The organism is Providencia rustigianii, from assembly GCF_900637755.1.
GTDB classification, from domain to species: Bacteria; Pseudomonadota; Gammaproteobacteria; order Enterobacterales; family Enterobacteriaceae; genus Providencia; species Providencia rustigianii.
The window spans coordinates 2,923,169-2,943,365 of the sequence record NZ_LR134396.1; the positions used below are offsets into that span (position 1 = coordinate 2,923,169).

Annotated in this window: 17 protein-coding genes; 8 read left to right on the forward strand and 9 right to left on the reverse strand. The window is 41.1% G+C overall.

Going from position 1 to position 20,197, the window contains the following annotated elements; genetic code table 11:
* Positions 1-176: 176 nt before the first annotated feature.
* Positions 177-1,496, forward strand: coding sequence for an L-cysteine desulfidase family protein (locus EL244_RS13420; protein WP_126461525.1), 1,320 nt, complete (start codon positions 177-179; stop codon positions 1,494-1,496).
* A gap of 178 nt (positions 1,497-1,674) precedes the next feature.
* Here EL244_RS13420 and yjiA read toward each other — a convergent pair whose 3' ends face one another.
* The 3 genes from yjiA to EL244_RS13435 all read right to left on the reverse strand — a co-directional run bounded on the left by yjiA (position 1,675) and on the right by EL244_RS13435 (position 5,119).
* Entirely contained in the window at positions 1,675-2,637 is a 963-nt protein-coding gene (yjiA, locus tag EL244_RS13425; protein ID WP_126461528.1) for a GTPase, read from the reverse strand.
* A 23-nt stretch (positions 2,638-2,660) separates the two neighbouring features.
* The gene (locus EL244_RS13430) at positions 2,661-2,864 is read right to left on the reverse strand and encodes a YbdD/YjiX family protein (RefSeq protein ID WP_006815187.1); all 204 of its coding nucleotides are present in this window, start codon (positions 2,862-2,864) and stop codon (positions 2,661-2,663) included.
* Positions 2,865-2,965: 101 nt separating this feature from the next.
* Positions 2,966-5,119 carry a carbon starvation CstA family protein gene (locus EL244_RS13435; RefSeq protein WP_006815188.1) on the reverse strand — a complete coding sequence of 718 codons (2,154 nt, stop codon included), beginning with the start codon at positions 5,117-5,119 and terminating at the stop codon, positions 2,966-2,968.
* Between the two features lie 692 nt (positions 5,120-5,811).
* Between EL244_RS13435 and EL244_RS13440 the strand changes: the two genes are divergently transcribed.
* The gene (locus EL244_RS13440) at positions 5,812-7,419 is read left to right on the forward strand and encodes a GMC family oxidoreductase (protein ID WP_126461531.1); all 1,608 of its coding nucleotides are present in this window, start codon (positions 5,812-5,814) and stop codon (positions 7,417-7,419) included.
* 68 nt (positions 7,420-7,487) lie between these two features.
* Here the strand turns inward: EL244_RS13440 and purT are convergent, their stop codons facing one another.
* The 3 genes from purT to EL244_RS13455 all read right to left on the reverse strand — a co-directional run bounded on the left by purT (position 7,488) and on the right by EL244_RS13455 (position 10,818).
* Entirely contained in the window at positions 7,488-8,666 is a 1,179-nt protein-coding gene (gene purT, locus EL244_RS13445; RefSeq protein WP_126461534.1) for a formate-dependent phosphoribosylglycinamide formyltransferase, read from the reverse strand.
* Between the two features lie 150 nt (positions 8,667-8,816).
* Positions 8,817-9,743: an EamA family transporter RarD gene (gene rarD / locus EL244_RS13450; RefSeq protein ID WP_006815191.1), complete on the reverse strand. Its 927-nt coding sequence runs from the start codon at positions 9,741-9,743 to the stop codon at positions 8,817-8,819.
* A gap of 79 nt (positions 9,744-9,822) precedes the next feature.
* Positions 9,823-10,818: a LacI family DNA-binding transcriptional regulator gene (locus tag EL244_RS13455; protein WP_126461537.1), complete on the reverse strand. Its 996-nt coding sequence runs from the start codon at positions 10,816-10,818 to the stop codon at positions 9,823-9,825.
* A 463-nt stretch (positions 10,819-11,281) separates the two neighbouring features.
* Between EL244_RS13455 and EL244_RS13460 the strand changes: the two genes are divergently transcribed.
* Positions 11,282-11,911 carry a response regulator transcription factor gene (locus EL244_RS13460; RefSeq protein WP_126461540.1) on the forward strand — a complete coding sequence of 210 codons (630 nt, stop codon included), beginning with the start codon at positions 11,282-11,284 and terminating at the stop codon, positions 11,909-11,911.
* Positions 11,912-12,557: 646 nt separating this feature from the next.
* Here EL244_RS13460 and EL244_RS13465 read toward each other — a convergent pair.
* The 3 genes from EL244_RS13465 to EL244_RS13475 form a co-directional block, all read right to left on the reverse strand.
* Positions 12,558-13,190 carry a helix-turn-helix domain-containing protein gene (locus EL244_RS13465; protein WP_126461543.1) on the reverse strand — a complete coding sequence of 211 codons (633 nt, stop codon included), beginning with the start codon at positions 13,188-13,190 and terminating at the stop codon, positions 12,558-12,560.
* Positions 13,191-13,389: 199 nt separating this feature from the next.
* Positions 13,390-14,730 carry a 30S ribosomal protein S12 methylthiotransferase RimO gene (rimO, locus tag EL244_RS13470; protein ID WP_126461546.1) on the reverse strand — a complete coding sequence of 447 codons (1,341 nt, stop codon included), beginning with the start codon at positions 14,728-14,730 and terminating at the stop codon, positions 13,390-13,392.
* 150 nt (positions 14,731-14,880) lie between these two features.
* Complete coding sequence (locus EL244_RS13475) at positions 14,881-15,810, reverse strand: DUF7916 family protein (protein WP_006815196.1); 930 nt, start codon at positions 15,808-15,810, stop codon at positions 14,881-14,883.
* A 268-nt stretch (positions 15,811-16,078) separates the two neighbouring features.
* Here EL244_RS13475 and EL244_RS13480 point away from each other — a divergent pair, with 268 nt between their 5' ends.
* The 5 genes from EL244_RS13480 (at position 16,079) to efeB (ending at position 20,107) form a co-directional block, all read left to right on the forward strand.
* Positions 16,079-16,636, forward strand: coding sequence for an iron transporter (locus tag EL244_RS13480; RefSeq protein ID WP_039855189.1), 558 nt, complete (start codon positions 16,079-16,081; stop codon positions 16,634-16,636).
* Between the two features lie 100 nt (positions 16,637-16,736).
* Positions 16,737-17,072 carry a cupredoxin domain-containing protein gene (locus EL244_RS13485; protein WP_006815199.1) on the forward strand — a complete coding sequence of 112 codons (336 nt, stop codon included), beginning with the start codon at positions 16,737-16,739 and terminating at the stop codon, positions 17,070-17,072.
* An 11-nt stretch (positions 17,073-17,083) separates the two neighbouring features.
* Entirely contained in the window at positions 17,084-17,941 is an 858-nt protein-coding gene (locus EL244_RS13490) for an FTR1 family iron permease (protein ID WP_006815200.1), read from the forward strand.
* On the forward strand, positions 17,934-18,821 hold the full coding sequence (locus EL244_RS13495) for an EfeM/EfeO family lipoprotein (RefSeq protein WP_126462862.1): 888 nt from the start codon (positions 17,934-17,936) through the stop codon (positions 18,819-18,821). Before EL244_RS13490 ends, EL244_RS13495 begins: the two co-directional genes overlap by 8 nt.
* Positions 18,822-18,832: 11 nt before the next feature.
* A complete protein-coding gene (efeB, locus tag EL244_RS13500; RefSeq protein ID WP_112837294.1) occupies positions 18,833-20,107 on the forward strand; it encodes an iron uptake transporter deferrochelatase/peroxidase subunit in 1,275 nt (424 codons plus the stop codon).
* Positions 20,108-20,197 lie beyond the last annotated feature (90 nt).

A 20,197-nucleotide genomic window follows, 5' to 3' on the forward strand; every position in this document is an offset into this window, starting at 1 on the left:
GTTATAGGTGGGATTTTTGTGACGAGCATCATATTGAGAATTTTTTTACTCTATCATTAAATTTTAGAGATTAATTTTCTCCACCTCCACAATATCTCGTCAAACATTGTGAAGTTTTTCTCCTATCTCTTCTTTAAAATAATCCCATCACCACATTACATTTAGGGACTTCAATCATGGCGACTGAAACTCAATCATTACTTTGGCAATATTTTATTAATGCAGTTAAACAGGACGTTAAGCCTGCATTAGGCTGTACTGAACCAATTTCTCTCGCTTATGCCGCTGCAAAAGCCGCATCTTACCTACAAAACCCAATCACAAAAGTGGTCGCGTTTGTCTCTCCTAACCTAATGAAAAATGGGATGGGTGTAACTGTTCCAGGTACCGGTATGGTGGGATTACCGATTGCTGCTGCTCTGGGCGCTATTGGTGGTGATGGTGAGGCTGGATTGGAAGTGCTAAAAGCGGCTTCCCCTGAAGCGATTGCCCGCAGTAAAGGAATGCTTGCAGAAGGTTTGGTCACCGTGGATATTAAATCCCCTTGTGATGATGTTATTTATTCTGAAGCCACAGTTTATAGCGAAAATGACTCTGCAACCGTGGTGATTGCAGGTTCACATACCCATATTGTAAAAATAATCCATGGGGACGACGTTCTTTTTGATATCACAGTTAGCGAGAGCCAACCCAGTGATCCCGTGGATTGTGGAACTGAAGTCAGTTTACCCAAAGTCACTGCTAAAGCGGTTTATCAATTTGCAACTGAAGCACCATTAGATGATATTCGTTTTATTCTAGAAGCCGCGCACTTGAACGATGCATTGTCCCAAGAAGGCTTACGCAATAGCTATGGTTTGCATATTGGTAAAACGTTACAAACCCAACGTGACCGCGGGTTATTATCCAAAGACTTGTTATCTGACATCATGATCCGTACCTCGGCGGCATCAGATGCGCGTATGGGCGGAGCTGTATTACCAGCAATGAGCAACTCAGGTTCAGGTAACCAAGGTATTGCAGCCACAATGCCTGTACTCGTGACCGCTGACTATCTACAGTCAACAGAAGAACAGCTGGCGCGTGCACTGATGCTATCTCATTTAATGGCAATTTATATTCATAACCAGCTGCCCGCATTATCCGCACTGTGTGCCGCGACTACCGCAGCGATGGGTGCGGCTGCTGGGATTGCGTGGTTACTCGAAGCGCGATATGAAGTCGTTGCGATGGCAATCTCTAGCATGATTGGCGATGTTAGCGGCATGATCTGCGATGGTGCATCTAACAGTTGTGCAATGAAAGTATCGACAGGTGCGAGTGCTGCTTACAAAGCAGTATTGATGGCGCTTGATAACAGCTGTGTTAGAGGTTCCGATGGGATTGTGTCTGATGATGTGGATCAGTCGATAGCGAATTTGTGTTCGTTGGCGACCGGGTCAATGCGCCATACAGACATTCAAATCATCGAGATCATGTCCTCTAAGGCCCGCTAATTCTTCCCTCTTCGAGCTGTCGCTGTGTTGGTTGCACTTGTTAAGACTAGTCACATACTTATGTATGCTCCTAGCCCTTAACTCGATTACCGCCTTGCGACAACTCGAATAGCTTTGAATTTATTTCTAATGACTGCTACTTTTATTTTTTACGTTTAAAAATCGATAAAATTATTTTCTATTTAGCTTCTAACGCGGCAAATTTTTCGCGAATTTCGGCTTCGGGAAGATCGATGCCGATGAAAACGAGCACGCTACTGCGCTTTTCGTCTTCCTCCCAATCTCTGTCCCAATCTGCACTATATAGGCGCTGGACACCTTGGAATAATAGGCGTTTTGGTTCGTCGATGATGGACAAAATACCTTTATAACGTAATAAATTATCCGCAAAACCGAGCAATAAATCTTCCATCACTTGGGACACTGCCATCAGCTCTACAGGGTAATCAAACTCCAACACAATAGAACCCACTTCGTTTTGCTGCTTAGGTGCAAAACGGAACGTTGGCTGTTTAACATTTAATCTTGAATCCAGCAAAAAACCTTCAATATCCAACAACAGATCCAGATTAATATCCCCGTGGATCACAGGATAAATCGGCGCTCGAGCATTAATTCGTTGTAAGCGTTCAAGCAACGCATCGTTATTTGGCTCGATATCCGTTTTAGTCAGTAAAATACGGTCAGCATAACCAATCTGTGCTTGAGCGATAGCAAAATCATCCAACTGTTTATCAGCATGAACCGCATCGACTAACGTAATGATGCCATCCAATAAATAGCGTTCGCACAGCACTTCGTGGGAAAAAAATGTTTGAGTAATCGGCCCTGGATCCGCCATTCCCGTACACTCAATCACAAGGCGCTCAAAATCTAATTTCCCACTGTCCAGCCCATCTAATAAATCCAATAGTGCATTTTCTAATTCGTTGGAGCGACTGCAACAAATACAGCCATTACTTAATGTGGTGATTTGCGTGGCACGATCGCCAATCAACGCGTTATCGATAGGAACTTCACCAAATTCATTTTCAATCACTGCAATTTTGTGCCCATGATCTGCATGCAGAATATGGCTTAATAGCGTCGTTTTTCCTGCCCCTAAAAAACCCGTTAAAATCGTTACATTAATTGGTTTCATTATTGCCCTCGTCACTTCATCAGTTAACAGCAGCGAAATCCGCCTTTACCACTACCGCCGTAGCGAGCATCTTGTCTCTCACGAAAGAATTCTTTATAAGTCATCATCGGCTTATCAGGATGATTATCCTTCATATGCTGCACATAAGTATCATAGTCAGGGATCCCCACCAACATCCGAGCGGCCTGCCCGAGATATTTACCCGTCTTTCCCAGATTTCCAAACATAGCCTTCTCCAAAGGTAAAATGCCCTACATTGTATTGCTACACAATGCAGGGCTTCCCTTATTGTTTCGAGTAATACAAACCTCGAATCATTTTTGATTCCTTAGTGTGAAGATGACACTTTCACACCCTCTTTTGGAACCGGAACATAAGGGGTTTCTTTATCAGTACGATTTGGGTCTTTACTGGCTTTCATCGCCACGCGGATACCAAAGAAGATAATACCGTAAACCACGACTAAGAACAGAATACTCAGACCCGCATTAGTGTAGTTATTAATAATAATGTGATTCATATTAGTAATTTCTTGTGCCGTTAAATCTGCACCACCCGCGGCGATTTTCTCTTTGTAAGATTTCGCTAAGTATAAGAAACCTTCCAGTTGTGGATTATCGCTGAATAATTTCAGACCCAGAGCCCATGTAGTACAGATTAATAACCACACCGCAGGTAATACCGTTACAAGGATATATTTGCTGCGCTTCATTTTAATCAATACGACTGTACTCAGAACTAACGCCACCGCTGCCAGCATCTGGTTCGAGATACCGAACAGAGGCCACAAGCTCTTAACGCCGCCCAGTGGGTCAACAACACCTTGATACAGTAAGTAACCCCATAGACCCACGCAACCCGCAGTACCAATCATACCTGCAAACAGTGAGTCAGTTTTTTTCAGGAACGGAACAAAGTTACCTAATAAATCTTGCAGCATAAAGCGGCCAGAACGCGTTCCCGCATCCAGCGCTGTTAAGATAAACAGTGCTTCAAACAGAATACCGAAGTGATACCAGAAGCCCATATTGGCAGCAGGCATAATTTCGTGGAAAACAAAGGCAATACCTACCGCCAGTGTTGGTGCACCACCCGCACGGTTAAGAATCGAAGGCTCACCGATATCTTTTGCGGTTTGCATGATTTGCTCAGGAGAAATAACGAAGCCCCATGAACTCACCGTTGCAGCCGCGTGGATAGAAACATCTTTCAATTGAGCCATGATAGCTGCGCCATCAGGTCCACCAAGTTCATGCAGATTAGGCATGGTGATACCTAAAGCTGCTGGAGGTGTATTCATCGCAAAATACAGACCTGGCTCGATGATAGAAGCTGCAACCAATGCCATGATAGCAACGAAAGATTCCATTAACATCGCACCATAACCAATATAACGAGCATCTTTTTCGTTAGCTAACAGTTTTGGTGTTGTACCCGAAGCAATTAATGCGTGGAAACCTGACACCGCACCACAAGCAATCGTGATGAACAAGAATGGGAATAGCGTCCCTTTCCAAACTGGACCAGTACCATCAACAAACTGAGTGACCGCAGGCATTTTCAGTTCTGGGTTAAGGATCACAATCCCTACAGCCAGACCGACAATAACACCGATTTTCAAGAAGGTAGCTAAGTAGTCACGAGGCGCAAGAATCAGCCATACAGGCAGCAATGCCGAAACAAACGCATATCCCACCAGCGCATAGGTGATAGTTGTATCTTTGAATGTCAGTGCTGGACCCCAGTATGGGTCTTGAGAAATAACACCACCGAACCAAATAGAAGCAACTAATAATGCAATACCGATAACCGCGATTTCACCGACACGTCCTGGTCGGATATATCGCATATAAACCCCCATAAATAGGGCAATCGGAACGGTTGAGCAAACGGTGAATACCCCCCATGGGCTTTCAGCGAGAGCTTTAACTACGATCAATGCCAGCACCGCAAGGATGATGATCATAATCAGGAAGCAACCAAATAATGCCAGCGTACCCGGAATCGGTCCTAACTCTTCTTTTATGATTTCACCTAATGAGGCGCCATTACGACGAGAAGAGATAAACAGAACCATAAAGTCCTGAACTGCCCCTGCAAGGACAACCCCTGCCAGCAACCATAATGTTCCCGGTAAGTAACCAACTTGGGCTGCAAGTACCGGACCAACTAATGGACCCGCACCCGCAATTGCCGCAAAGTGGTGACCAAACAGAACATTTTTGTTGGTTGGAACATAGTTCAAGCCGTCATTATTAATGACCGCTGGTGTTGCCCGTGTTTCATCCAACTTCATCACTTTTTTCGCGATATATAAGCTGTAGTAACGATAGGCAATAAGATAAACCGCCACAGAGGCGACCACTATCCATAGAGCACTGATATGCTCTCCACGTCTAAGCGCCACAACGCCCAAACAGACAGCACCGATGATCCCAAGGATCATCCAAGGAACGTGCTTTAAAATACCATTCTTGTTCATAGAACACCTTTCTGAGGTAAAAACGAACATGCCATTAATACTTAGTTACCATTTATTAAAAATTGAAAGCCCTGTCTTTGGTTGCTTTCGATAGACAATAAATGACTTTTTAATAGGCAGTGGTTGAGTTGTTTTGTTAGTCAATAATTGAGATCTGCCATAGTGGGTATGGTAAGAAATTACGCTCAATAAAAGGAAAAGTTCTCTTAAGCGGTGACATACAGAATTAAGCGGTTACTTTTTTGCGGTGAATGGTTTTGATGGGGTGATAACGTCTCTAAAAGTGTGCTTAGCATCACAAATAAAAGCCATTTCAATAAGTTAAGTAAATATTAAATTAAAACAAAAGATGTAATTATTGTTAAATAATACAAAAATACACACAACAAATTACCAACGTTAGCGATTAAAGCTAACGTCACTAACCTTTAGATCCATCACGCCCTTTTAAAAGATCCAATAAAAATCACATTAATTTATTAACAAAACTAAAGAGATAAATTAAATCCATAGTTACTTAATATTTTTTCTTAATAAACAATAACAATTAAATTATAAAAATAGTTTCCCTGGAAATTATTTTTGATTCAAATCACACTAACAAAATATTATTAATACATTAACAAACTAAAGGCGCTATTGTTAATAAAATGACTATTTATTGTTACTTTATTGAGTGAGAAAAGCGCTATATGAATGCTGAAAAATATGACTACATTATAGTCGGTGCCGGCTCCGCAGGGTGTGTTCTTGCCGCTCGCCTAATTAAAGAAACCCAATCTCGTGTTTTACTCCTCGAAGCGGGGGGAAGTGATAATCATCTATTTATCCGTATGCCTGCGGGTGTCGCTAAAATTATTGCGCAAAAAAGTTGGCCTTATGAAACTGACCCAGAACCTCACGCCAATAACCGTAAAATGCAAATTGCACAAGGTAAAGTTCTTGGAGGAAGTAGCTCAGTAAATGGCATGATTTATATTCGTGGTCAAAAGCAGGATTACGACAATTGGGCTCAAAATTATGGTTGTGAAGGCTGGAGCTATAAAGATGTGCTGCCATGGTTTAAAAAAGCCGAACGAAATGAAAGCCTAACAGGTGAATACCATGGAACTGAAGGACCCCTTCCCGTTAGCGAGAACCGTTACCGACACCCATTATCCATGGCATTTATTCGTGCGGCCCAAGAACATGGGCTTCCTTATATCAACGACCTCAATGGTGAAAGCCAGCAAGGTACCAGTTTTTACCAGACTACGACACTTAATGGCGAAAGAGCCAGCACCTCAAAAACTTATCTAAAATCCGTGCAAAATAGCGACAAACTCACATTAAAACTGAATACCCAAGTTAATCGCATTATTATCCAAGATGGGCGCGCGGTGGGTATCGCTTATCAAGGGAAAAATGGTCACGAAGTTGAAGCATTTGCTACAGATGAAGTCCTTATCTGTTCTGGTGCAATGGGCTCCGCAAAATTACTCATGCTCTCAGGTATTGGTCCTGAGGAGCACCTTTCAACTCTCGGTATTAATACGCTCGCTAACTTGCCTGTCGGTAAAAATTTCCACGACCACTTGCATATGTCAATTAACGTGACAACCAAACAACCAGTGAGTTTATTTGGTGCAGATCAAGGATTGGCAGCCATAAAGCACGGAGTGGAATGGATGGTATTCCGTAGCGGATTATTGGCCTCTAACGTTCTGGAAGGTGCGGCATTTAAAGATAGTTGCGGTCAAGGCCGCCCTGATGTCCAGATTCATTTTCTACCCATATTAGATAGCTGGGATGATGTTCCCGGGGAACCACTTCCTGCCGCCCATGGTTTTTCACTAAAGGTCGGCTATCTTCAACCAAAATCTCGAGGGGAAATATTACTACGTAGCAAAGATCCCCTTGCACCGTTAAAAATCCATGCTAATTACTTAGCTTCACCCGAAGATATGGAAGGCTGCAAACGTGCCGTAAAATTTGGGTTGGATGTGTTAAATTCCCCATCTTTACAAGCTGTCAGCCAAGACGTTTTAATGCCCCCAGAGCCAGTTCGATATGATGATACTGAGTTAGAAGAGTTTGTGCGTAATTTCTGTAAAACAGTTTATCACCCCGTAGGAACCTGCCGTATGGGAACTGACCCCAAAAATTCAGTCACCGATTTACGCTTACGAGTTCATGGTATTGATAATTTACGTGTGGTGGATTGTTCAGTCATGCCTGAAATCCCAAGCGGCAATACTAATGCGCCAACAATCATGATTGCGGAACGCGCTGCCGCAATGATTATTGAAGATAGAACATAACTATTTTTACTCTAAATAAATTCCCTGCAAAATAGCCAACTCCTGCGGGGAATTTACTGAGGATGCATTTAGCCTTTAACTTGTACGCGAGCAGCGGCTGTTTTTGCCATCGCTAACGCATGTTCAATATTATCCCCAATCGCCAAAGCCACACCTAAACGACGGGTACCCGCAATTTCCGGTTTACCGAATAAGCGCAGTTGGATATCTGAACTTAACGCCTCATTGAGTTCAGAAAAAACCACATTGTGGCTATGTAATTCTGGCAAAATTACCGCTGATGCACTCGCACCATACTGGCGAATCGACCCAATCGGTAATCCTAAGAAAGCTCGAACATGTAGCGCAAATTCAGATAAATTTTGAGAAATTAAAGTAACCATTCCGGTGTCATGGGGGCGAGGAGAAACTTCATTAAAAATGATGTCGTCACCACACACAAATAATTCCACCCCAAATAATCCATATCCCCCAAGTGCGGTCACTATTTTAGCCGCAACGTCTTGTGCCTTTTTCAGTGCGCTTTCGCTCATCACTTGAGGCTGCCAAGATTCACGATAATCGCCTTTTTCTTGACGATGTCCGACAGGAGCGCAGAAATGAATACCATCAACTGCACTCACCGTTAGCAAAGTGATCTCAAAATCAAAGTTCACCATTTTCTCGACAATCACACGTCCTTGCCCTGCTCGCCCGCCTTCTTGCGAATAATTCCATGCGGCTTGCAGCTGTTCATCCGAACGGATCACACTTTGCCCTTTGCCGGATGAGCTCATCACTGGTTTCACAATACATGGGAAACCAATTTCAGTTGCCGCAGCAATAAAATCGTCCTGTGTTTCAACAAAGCGATATTCTGACGTCGGTAACTGTAGCCCCTCTGCCGCTAATCGACGAATACCCTCACGATTCATTGTTAGGTATACCGCATTTGCCGAAGGTACCACTTTTTGCCCTTGCAGCTCTAATTCCACTAATGTTTTCGTTGCAATGGCTTCAATTTCAGGAACAATAAAATCCGGTTTTTCTTGTTCAACTAATTGGCGGATAGCCTCACCATCCAGCATATTAATGGTGTAACTTCGATGAGCAACATGCATGGCTGGCGCATTGTCATAGCGGTCAACAGCAATCACTTCAATTCCTAAACGCTGGCACTCAATGGCCACTTCTTTTCCTAGCTCGCCAGATCCGAGAAGCATTACTTTTGTCGCTGAAGCACAAAGTGCCGTACCTAATTGGCTCATGATAGTGACCTTATATCCCAAGAGGTGAATTTTGGTGTCGTGAAAATCTGGCTGAGATTATATACGCAATCGTTTGCCTTGACCATAATAGAAACATAAAATATGTCCCCTAGACTTTATAAATTAGGGCTAATACATTTAAATTATTGACTAAATTTTAGGAGGGTTATCTCGTCCAGTCACATAAGGTTGCCGCTCATGCCCTTTGGCATAACGCTTATGAATTAACGCTAAGATGCAGAATAATAAACCTATCCAAATCAGTGAAAAACTGACACCTTTCACCCAATCGAACAATTCATTAAATAGGAATACTGCCAGCAAAAATTGGATGGTCGGCTCGATATATTGGGCTAATCCAATGACAGTTAACGTTGTTCGCTTAATAGCAGCTGTAAAAAATAAGAGTGGAATAATAGTGACTGGCGCAGCCAACATATACAGAATTTTAGTTTGCCAATCACCGTTCATAACTGCGCTCATATTATTCGCCGATAGCCACCACGTAATTCCGATCGCCAATGGCAATAACCACAGCGCTTCGATAAATAATGACGTAATAACATCAAAACGGATAAATTTACGGATCAATCCATAAACCGCAAATGCACTGCCCATCACTAACGCTAGCGCAGGTAATTCGCCGTATTGAAAAATTTGATACATCACCCCGGCAAAAATAAACAGCACTGCCATTTTTTCTGAAAATACTAAGCGCTCCCGTAAAAAAATCACGCCGAGTAAAATAGAAAAAAGTGGATTAATAAAATAACCAAGGCTAGCAGCCAGCACTTGACCATGAGTCAATGCATAGGTAAATGCGGTCCAAGAGATCGCCATAATCGAGGAGCTAAATAAACATAATAGAATTGAACGTTTGTCAGCCCAAACCTGCTTCCATAGGGATTTATTTTTGATCGCTAATCGAATGATAAATAAGAAGGGAATAGACCAAATAAGCCGCTGAGCCAACAGCTCCATTGCTTGTGCATCAGGTAACAAACGATAAAATAGTGGGGTGATCCCCCATAATATGTAAGAAAAGATAGCTAAAGCCACCCCTGAACGCAGCAACATAATTTATCCGTACAAAAGTATGATTAAACTCGTATCTATCATACCCCAATAAATGAAATATCCTAGGCTATCGTGCAAACTATACAGAATCACGCTCCAGTAGATTACATGGAATATAATGGCATTCTACATCTTGTTTTTCTTCAATAATATGTAAGGCGGCCTGCTCCCCCAATTGATAATGGGGCAAATCGACCGTCGTTAATGGCGGATAGAATAAATCTCTCACCCCAATCATATTGTCATACCCCAACACGGCGATATCCTCGGGGATCCGTAACCCCCTCCCTAATAAGACTTGATAAGCAAGAAAAGCAATTCGGTCATTACCGCAAATTACCACATCAAAATCAGCACTTTCAGGGGAAAAATGTTGATTAATCAGCGCAACTACATCCCGATAATGTTCATCACCCCATTCAAGGTGATATTGCGTTAATGATTCTAGTGGTAATCCCGCTTGTTTCCATGCCTCTTCCACCGCTTCTCGACGTACTTTTCCCGCAATCGTTTGTTCAGGTAAATACAAGCATAAAGGGCGTCGGTATCCTTTCTCTATCAATCTAGAAACTGCGTGATATTGCCCATTAAAATCGTCAGGAATATATGTCGGAAATTTCCCGTCTTTCGCTACGCAGTTAGCAAGTACCACAGAATGGCTAAATAGTGCGCTCGGAATATCCACTTCCCTTAATCCCATGGTGGTATAAATTATTCCATCAGGACGCTGTGATAATAATTGACGAACAGCTCGGTCATGATCAAGATTAGACGTCATGTTCACCACAAAACTACTCCACCCATATTTTCTGGCGGTATCTTCAATTGACAGGATCATTTCAACTGAAAATGGTGTGGTGGCTGTATCCAGCGCTAAAACCCCTAAGGTAGAAACACGAGAATTTTTTCCGCGAATTTTTCGTGCAGAAAAATCGGGAATATAATTAAGAGCTTCAATTGCCTGCTGAACCTGTTTCAATGTTTCAGGTTTTAGCAGCTCGGGATTGTTAATCGCTCTTGAGACTGTCATCAATGAAACATTAGCAAGTTGTGCTACATCTTTTAAAGAAGCCATTAAGTATATTCACTCACTATTAAGTATAAAATGGAATTTTACCATGATATTAATAAATTTCACGTCTCATAAGCTGTAAACCAATCTAAATTTTTAATTAGGAAATATCATAAAATTACCAATATGGGCTTTTTATGATTACTCTTTTACGATATTATTACTTATCAAAATAACATTTATTTTTATGTTATCGATACACATAATAATAGTGCAACAAGTTTAAATCTCTATCTTGTTACAAAACATTAATCAAATGTTACGTTTTGACACAAACTTTAACCTTTGTTTCTTTTTTATATTAAAATCATGTCTAGGCAAATTTTAATATACTTTATGTTCAGCAATAAATTATAAAGAAGAAAGAACAATTGGAAATATGATTGCCATTTTGCTTGGTAATTATTTTCCAATCTTATTTCATTACGTTAATTTGCATGTCAAATCAGTTAACAGGAGTTTGGTGATGAACAGCACCATTCACGTAATTATAGAAAATGATAATGTCTTTAAGAATAAACTGAAATTAAAGATGGAATCTTTTGATTTTATATTTAAATTTTATAATAACGAAGAGGTATTTATTAGTACTTATACCTATCCGTTAGAAGAAAATGCAACGGACTGTGTTTTGTTATTTTTAAATAATGATATTGCTCGTATTCATAAATTAAAAAATATTACTCATCTTCTAGGAGTTATACCCATTATTGCTATCTCAGAAGAGTCCTCTACGGTACTATGCAGAGACTGTTTTAAAGCAGGTGCATTCGATTTTCACGTGTTCCCATTTAATGACCATGAATTATTGAGTGCAATACAAAGTGCTCATATCTGCTTCTCTGAAGCACATGAAAATCATAAAAAATATGTATTCCTTTCAGATAAATTCGACCGTTTATCAGCTAGAGAGCGTGAAATCATGGACATGATTTTAGACGGTAATACCAGCAGAGAAACCGCGGAGAAATTATCTTTATCACCGAGAACGGTAGAAGTACATCGCTCAAATATTTATACCAAACTAGGAATAAAATCATTACCGCAATTAATCCAAGAGTATGAATATATCAATACCTATTCAGCTAACGCTTAATACTTATTACCCCCTATCTCCACTTATCGGATGGTTTAATTTTAAACCATCCGATTGTCATCTTAAATAAAATAGCCCAATAAATACATCAGTACAAAATATAGACTCCAATCTCATATTCAATATTAGCTTAAATATTCAACCTGAGCCAATCCTCATAATTTAGGTTATAGACCTCGCATCTTCATTTCAAATCGAAGGTGGCAAGATAAATAATCTGCACTATGATTTCATAGGATGAAAATATTTTATATACGAAAATAACTAAATAAATCACTTATTAAAAATGAATAAATTAATAAATTTACTTTAATTAAAAATATAAAACTATATACATTCATAATTCGTGCTACTACTGCTGAGAGTAAAGGGCATTTCTAAAATAAAAATCTATAATAAAAATTAATAAGAAATTCTAAAAAATGAAGACCAAGATCAACATACTTATCTCTATAAATAGACGATAATCCTATCTCTTTTCATTTTTTCTCTTTCGTATAATTCGCCAATAGGCGTGACAAAGCCTTCCTCATTTATCTGAGGAGATAAGCTTAGTCCTTACCGCAAAGGTAGTGTGAATTGCTCGCTTCGAACTTTTTTACTTTTTACCAAAAAATAGTAGAAGCGATTTTTTTATCTAAGGGATCTATAGTTTGTAATCTCGAATATCGATTTGATACTGCTTCAACTTTCGCCATAATGTCGTTCGCCCCATATTGAGGGCTTGGTGCATTTCCTGTATTTTTCCGCCAAACGCTAATGCAGCTTCAATGATCAGGGCCTTCTCTACATCATGAATATTCAAGTTATTGAACAAAGTATGTTCTTCAGATTTATCTGATAATTTCTGCCAATAAAAGTAACTCTTGAGCTTCTCACTAATTTCCCGTCCCAAAGAACAGGTAAGTGCCAATAATAAATTGCTCTTGATCTGACTTGCTGTAATCATCACAACGGCTAACAAGCGACTTTCATCATAAATAAGCGCCGAATAGTAAAACTCCCCCTGTAGCTCTATTGGTTGCGAAGATTGCGCACCTTGCCCCATTTTTGCTAAGAATAGCTCTGAGGCCTTTTCGAGCATTCCTTGCTGATTATTGGACCATAAAACACACCCATAACTATTTAGTAATAACGCCCCAGCATTAAGATCACTGATCGGCTTTAAACCATCAATGATAGTGGTGCTTGCAAGTTGAGTTAATAGATCGAGACTAATAGTGCATGAGGATTTTTCGGTAAGCTGTGCGAGCTTAGGGATAGTGAAGTCAATCGTCATAACCAGCCTTATTCATCGATAAGTATTACCCCTGATTATGTCTATTTGATATTTAATTTTCATATTCTAGATCAAGTTATGATTTGATAGATATTCGCGGGATGATGTAGATCAAATTACCGAAATATAAAGAAATCAAAATATGATATTCCCATTTTTTAGCCTGCTAAAAAATAACGTTAGCAGGCTAAAAATCATCTTAAAATGACTCAGGAACAAGGCTTCCCCATAAGTCATATTCATCAGCATGCTCGATAAGCACGTTGACAATATCCCCGGCTTTAACGTCAAATTCCCCGTTAAGGTACACCATACCATCGATTTCAGGAGCATCAGCCATACTGCGCCCTACCGCCCCCTCATCATCAACTTCATCAATGATGACCCATAATTTGCGCCCTACTTTTTCTTGTAATCTTTGCGTTGAGATTTCTTGCTGCAGCTGCATGAAGCGATGGTAACGCTCTTCTTTAATTTCTTCAGAGACTTGATCAGCTAATTCATTCGCTTTTGCGCCTTCGACCGGGCTATATTTGAAACAGCCCACCCGATCAAGTCTAGCTTCCTGTAAAAAATCGAGCAACATTTGGAAATCTTCTTCCGTTTCCCCCGGGAAACCGACAATAAATGTAGAACGTAAAGTCAGCTCAGGGCAAATCTCACGCCAGCGTTTAATTCGCTCTAATGTTCTTTCTACTGCACCAGGACGCTTCATTAGCTTCAGAATTTTCGGGCTGGCATGTTGAAGTGGAATATCTAAATAAGGAAGGACTTTCCCTTCAGCCATCAACGGGACCACCTCATCCACATGCGGATAAGGGTACACATAATGCAAGCGAACCCATACACCCATAGAGGCGAGTTGTTCACATAACCCCACCATACTCGTTTTGACCGGTTTCCCCTCCCAAAAGCCCGTACGATGCTTAACATCCACACCATAAGCAGAAGTATCTTGAGAAATAACCAATAACTCTTTCACGCCTGATTCGACTAAACGTTTAGCCTCATTGAGTACATCTCCAATTGGGCGGCTATCTAAATCACCTCGCATGGATGGAATAATGCAAAATGTGCAACGGTGATTACAACCTTCAGATATTTTCAAATAGGCATAATGTTTTGGCGTCAGCTTCACACCTTGTTCGGGGACTAAACTCAAGAACGGGTCATGTTCAGGTTTTGGTACATAGTGATGAACATGGTTTAGAACTTGTTCGTAACTATGTGGTCCGGTGATCTCTAACACTTTAGGATGAACTTCACGGATTTGGTTTTCTTTCGCTCCCAAGCATCCTGTCACAATCACTTTACCATTTTCGTTCAGAGCTTCACCGATGACTTCTAACGATTCCTGCACTGCGCTATCAATAAAACCGCAGGTGTTCACAATCACCAAATCGGCATCATCGTAGCTTGGAACGACTTGATAACCATCAGTACGCAACTCGGTTAAGATGCGCTCTGAGTCAACGAGATTTTTGGGACAGCCGAGTGAAACGAAGCCAATTTTAGGCACCGAATTAGTATTTTGCGACATAACTCACTTCTTTTATTTTTTTAGAAAAATGGGCGAAATTTTACCTGAAGTATAATGGGAATTGTATAAATTTTTAGCGGTGGAAATAACATTTCGAGCGAGATCCTAAATACAATAATAACAGGACCTCGCCCAGATAAATTGCAGAGATTATCGGTTAATTGAACGCGCGATGCGGGCGTAAGTGTGCCGCACTCCACGGATCACAATCCCGTAATTCAAAATATTCTCGGGGAGTGCTATGCCGTTGTAGCCTGAATCACCGATATGATGTAAATCGGTACCTGCCATTTTACACATTAACGCAATTTGACGGATCGTTTGAGTATCCGCCCCCTCTTGAGACGTCCCTATGGCAGTCATCGTCATCACTCTTTGAGAGTGACAATAACTCACCATTCTCTGCACAAATTCTAATGTAATTCCCGGTACGGTTCCCGGCGCAGGCAATAAAATAATGTCCGCGCCACTGCTAATAAAAGAACGAATATCGTCTTCGGTAATCAATTGCTCAGCAGAAGCATTTAACACGCCCGCTGCGTGCATTTTTCCCGTGATTAAAACCATCTCCTCACCCACCACGGCTTTAAGTTCTTTTAAGCTTTGGTTGATCTCTTGGTTTGTGACTCCATTACCAGGATTACCGGTTAGGACGATAATATCGACTCCCATCTGTTTTAATTTCAGGGCATTTTTTACCGTCGCCAATCGACCTTCGGATATTTTCCATTGCTTATCTTGGTGCGGATTATTAAATCCAGCGGGAACGGGTTCTAAATTGACGCCAATGGCTCTACCCGTTAAATGCTTTAGTGTCCGAATAATCTCTTCTGGTAACGTCCCCTCCGGTAGCCCTTGTACCACTGGATTGTTCACATCAAAGACATTCAACAACAGGATATCGGCCCCCTGACTGGCCGCCAGTTCAGCATTGGTTACGGTCATTAATACTGGTTGAAGCGTTCCGATAGTTTCACTGACCAATAAGCGCCCTTCACTCGCCTTAATCGCTTCCAATAACCCTTTCTTATTTAATTGGGCGATTTCGGATGCAGAGCAATCCAGATAACGTTTTTGCATTGGCAACCCCTTTACCTACAGTTAGAGAAAGACCGTCGATTTGTTATTTCAATATACCAGATAAATTTAAATGCCATCCCAGAGCAAAATCACCTTTCTTTAACTTATTTTTCAACTCTAAAAAAGAACCAATTAACATATTGATTAATATTAAATTTAAATGATTCATTCTTTAACATTAATGAAGAAGGTAAAATATTCCCCTTGTCATTTATGAATAGTAATGATTATCATTATGCTTCTAACTTTATCAGGTAAGGATGTCACAATGAAATTTGCGTATCAGGCTGCCGTTTCAGGTTTAGCTCTGTTCTCTATTTCCGCTTTTGCTCAAGAGTATCCTCTCGGTCACCCAGTCATTAAAAATGGGATGGAAATCCAAGGTGTTTATTTACAACCTATCACCATGGACACAGAAGAAGGTCACCATGCAATGGCGCACCTAGCTGCGGATAAAGCAGATATTCACTTAGAAGCCGATATTCATGCAGTAGAAGAAAACCCAAATGGATTCGCTGAAGGCGATTGGATGCCTTACTTGACCGTTGAGTATTCCGTTACCAAATTAGGCGATAAGCCACAAACTCAAACGGGTACATTCATGCCAATGGTGGCAAGTGATGGTCCACACTATGGCGAAAATATTAAATTAGACGGTAATGGTAAATACCGTGTAACGTATAAAATCTATCCGCCTTCCCATAATAAACAAGCCTCTTTTGGACGCCATATTGATAAAGAAACTGGCGTTGCTCCATGGTTTGAGCCGTTTGAAGTCTCTTGGGACTTTGACTATGCAGGCATAGGTCGCAAAGGCAGTTACTAATTTACATCCTATGCATTAAGGGCTTTCGTGGGGTTAAACTTCTACGTAAGCCCTTTTTCGCTCATAGGTCTTTACCAATTCTTTAAGATTTGAGCTAAAAATGAAAACATTACTGAGCGCTTTACTGGTTTTTGTTTGTGCATTGCTCCCTCAATCGGCGCTTAGTGCTGAAAAATACACCGTAGAGCTAGAAATGAAAAATGGGGATTTAATTCCTCGCGTTCTCGAAGTCCCTGCCAAAACCATTATTCGAATCAAAATAACCAATACCGGCACTGAACCTGCAGAATTCGAAAGCATTCAATTAAGAAAAGAAAAAGTTTTAGCCCCGGGGGCTAGCTCGGTAGTGGTGATTGCACCATTAAAACCAGGAACATATAGCTTTTTTGACGACTTCCACCTCTCTCACCCAAAAGGCGAGATCATTGCTAAATAGTAGGATTTAATATGGGGCAGGTTCTGTTTGTTGTTTGGCGTGAAAGCTTTGAAGCGCTATTAGTTATCGGCATCATCTATGCGTGGATAAAACGCCACCCCGATGCTAAAAATGGGATGAAATATCTGTGGGGCGGTGTCGCTCTCGGTATCGTTACCTCTATTTTATTAGCACTGTTAATCTACGGTGTATTCAACGTCCTTGATGATACAGGGCAATCCATTTTCATGATCTTTATGGAGATCCTCGCCTGTATATTGATCGTCCAAATGGTGTATTGGATGAACAAAAACGGTCGATCCATGAAAACGGAAATTGAATCGGGAATTAACCGTAACGCTCAGCACCATAGTTGGTGGGGAGCAACATTGATTATTGCGATTGCCATTGCTCGCGAAGGTAGCGAAATTGTGGTTTTCCTTTCCAGTTTCATCATGTCCCTGACGGCAGAAAATTCGAATGAATTTATCTTTGAAGTCGCGACGGGAATTGTGATTGCAGCTATGACCCTGTATGCATTTCTTCTCACAAACCGTATTATTTCATGGAATATATTCTTCAAAGTTACTGGCGTAATTTTACTGTTCCTCGCACTCTCTTTGTTACTCAAAGGCGTTGAAGAAATTTCAAACTTGATGATCGAGTTTGATTACCCCATTCCTGAATTCTTAATTTATCCCGCTTGGGATACGACCGCATTTCTTGATGATTCTGGCGTAGCAGGCAATTTTATCTCGTCATTCTTTGCCTACCGCTCACAACCTATCTGGCTCAGCGTCATTACTTTTGTTGTCTATTGGGTTGTGGTTATCACGCTCTTTGCTTGGGGTAAACATCATGCAACTAAACAGCGTTTACAAAATGCGTAATATGACCAAAATAACACTGAGTTTGTTTTTAGCGACATTCATCATATCCACCGCTCATGGCAAAGCCTTAAGATCCCCTGTGCAAACAGGGGATGATATTGTCATTGCAAAAGGGGATATTCCTACCCCTGAAAAATACCAGCCCGCAATCCAAAATTATTTAGCCTTTGTCACGAATGAGCTGGGCGAAATGGTAGAGCAACTCGATATTCTCAATCAGTGTTTGAAAAAAGGTCACTTAGCGCAAGCTAAATCAGCGTATATTCAAGCCCACCAACACTATGAAACCGTTCGCCCTATCATTATGTTATTTGGGAATACCGATAGAACCATTAATCCTCGCGCTGACTATTTTCTGGATAAAGAAAAAGATTATCGCTTTACCGGATTCCATTTGGTCGAATACCAATTATTTTCCCAACAAGATATTAAAGCCGCACTTCCTGCCGCTGATGAACTGTTATTGAAAGGGCGTGACCTGCATAAGCGAGTCTTGACTGAAACCATCGAAATACCCAAGTTGGTGCAAGCATCCGCTGATTTTATGGAAATGATCCTTGAGACAAAATTGGCGGGACAAGAGAATATTTATAGCCAATCAGACCTCACTGATATCGCTGCCAACGCGAAAGGTTCACAAGCGATTATCGAAGTAATCAGCCCATTTGTTGAGACAAAAACCCTCGACCAAATAAAAGAAAATGACCAGAAAATTAATAAAATAGTGCAGTCATATCAATTAGCTAAAGGTCAATATGCGCCTTATAGCCAATTAAAACGACAAGATAAAATGGCGCTCTATTCACTGTTAACTCAACAAGCGGAGCTATTGGCCACTTTACGCGCCCAACTCGATGTTGATGTTTACTACAAATATTAAGGCATGTTTTTATGCAAAATAAACCAATAAGCGACGTACAACAGGTGAATTTATCTCGACGTAGTGCATTGAAAACTCTCGCGATGGGCGGAGCAATTTTAGCTGCCCCAGCCCTCAGTGCTCAGGCATCTATCGCCGATTGTCAGCTAAATTATGATAAAGCTATCAACTATTTAGGCGAGCATCAACCTGGGGTACTCACGCCAGAACAGAAAAATGCCTCATTTATTGCTTTTCATATCACCACACAATCCATCGACGAGCTACAAACGCTATTTACCATTCTGACCCAGCGCATTGCTCATCTAACCCAAGTACAGAAAGCCACACCTAATCAGAATGATAAAATGCCCCCTGCGGAATCTGGGATTTTAGGATCACTGGCACAACCGGATTCACTCAGTGTAACCGTGTCTCTTGGTGATACCTTATTCGATTCACGCTTCGGCTTAGAAAAACTGAAACCACGTTATCTTGTAGAGATGACCAGCTTCCCAAATGACCGTTTAGAAGATAAATGGTGTGGGGGTGATGTGGTATTACAAATCTGTGCCAACAGCCAAGAAAGTGTAATCTATGCGCTTCGAGATATCCTACGCCATACTTCACCATTTTGGTTTCCTCTGTGGAAAATCGACGGCTTCTTACCGTCACGGGATATTGATCGCCGCTCTACACCAATCAATCTGTTTGGGTTTAAAGATGGGTCAGGTAATGCGCCAACGGATGATAGCAAACTGATGAATGAGCTGATTTGGGTCACATCAGAAGCCAAAGAACCGGAGTGGTGTATTGGTGGAACATACCAAGCGGTACGCCTAATTCGCTTTAATCTAGAATTTTGGGATAGAACCCCATTGGAAGATCAAGAGAATGATTTTGGTCGCCATAAAGAAACCGGTGCTCCGATGGGAATGAAACATGAAATGGATGACCCCGCGTTTGAAAAAGATCCCCACGGAGATCGCGTGCTATTTGATTCCCACATGCGCCGTGCTGAACCAAGAAACCCAAGCCGTTATACGGCTAAACTCAGACGCCGTAGCTACAGTTACTCATTAGGATTAACCGATAATGGGGCACTTGATATGGGATTGATTTTCGTCTCCTATCAAAAAAACTTGAAAACGGGGTTTATTGATACCCAAAAACGCCTTAATGGTGAACCTCTTGAGCGTTATATCAAGCCATTTGGCGGCGGTTATTATTTTGTACTGCCCGGCATTCAATCTGAAAAAGACCAACTAGCGAAAGGGTTATTTGAGTCGTTAAAATCACAGAAATAATGCTTATAAAAAAGCCCCAATATCACTATTGGGGCTTCGATTACCGACCTTTATTGACTTGTTAAGTTAATAAATTATTCCTAGGTTTAC

Excerpts from the sequence above, each read along its gene's own strand:
- EL244_RS13420 (WP_126461525.1), top strand. The coding sequence starts at position 177 with ATGGCGACTGAAACTCAATCATTACTTTGGCAATATTTTATTAATGCA.
- yjiA (WP_126461528.1), bottom strand. The coding sequence starts at position 2,637 with ATGAAACCAATTAATGTAACGATTTTAACGGGTTTTTTAGGGGCAGGA.
- EL244_RS13430 (WP_006815187.1), bottom strand. The coding sequence starts at position 2,864 with ATGTTTGGAAATCTGGGAAAGACGGGTAAATATCTCGGGCAGGCCGCT.
- EL244_RS13435 (WP_006815188.1), bottom strand. The coding sequence starts at position 5,119 with ATGAACAAGAATGGTATTTTAAAGCACGTTCCTTGGATGATCCTTGGG.
- EL244_RS13440 (WP_126461531.1), top strand. The coding sequence starts at position 5,812 with ATGAATGCTGAAAAATATGACTACATTATAGTCGGTGCCGGCTCCGCA.
- purT (WP_126461534.1), bottom strand. The coding sequence starts at position 8,666 with ATGAGCCAATTAGGTACGGCACTTTGTGCTTCAGCGACAAAAGTAATG.
- rarD (WP_006815191.1), bottom strand. The coding sequence starts at position 9,743 with ATGTTGCTGCGTTCAGGGGTGGCTTTAGCTATCTTTTCTTACATATTA.
- EL244_RS13455 (WP_126461537.1), bottom strand. The coding sequence starts at position 10,818 with ATGGCTTCTTTAAAAGATGTAGCACAACTTGCTAATGTTTCATTGATG.
- EL244_RS13460 (WP_126461540.1), top strand. The coding sequence starts at position 11,282 with ATGAACAGCACCATTCACGTAATTATAGAAAATGATAATGTCTTTAAG.
- EL244_RS13465 (WP_126461543.1), bottom strand. The coding sequence starts at position 13,190 with ATGACGATTGACTTCACTATCCCTAAGCTCGCACAGCTTACCGAAAAA.
- rimO (WP_126461546.1), bottom strand. The coding sequence starts at position 14,730 with ATGTCGCAAAATACTAATTCGGTGCCTAAAATTGGCTTCGTTTCACTC.
- EL244_RS13475 (WP_006815196.1), bottom strand. The coding sequence starts at position 15,810 with ATGCAAAAACGTTATCTGGATTGCTCTGCATCCGAAATCGCCCAATTA.
- EL244_RS13480 (WP_039855189.1), top strand. The coding sequence starts at position 16,079 with ATGAAATTTGCGTATCAGGCTGCCGTTTCAGGTTTAGCTCTGTTCTCT.
- EL244_RS13485 (WP_006815199.1), top strand. The coding sequence starts at position 16,737 with ATGAAAACATTACTGAGCGCTTTACTGGTTTTTGTTTGTGCATTGCTC.
- EL244_RS13490 (WP_006815200.1), top strand. The coding sequence starts at position 17,084 with ATGGGGCAGGTTCTGTTTGTTGTTTGGCGTGAAAGCTTTGAAGCGCTA.
- EL244_RS13495 (WP_126462862.1), top strand. The coding sequence starts at position 17,934 with ATGCGTAATATGACCAAAATAACACTGAGTTTGTTTTTAGCGACATTC.
- efeB (WP_112837294.1), top strand. The coding sequence starts at position 18,833 with ATGCAAAATAAACCAATAAGCGACGTACAACAGGTGAATTTATCTCGA.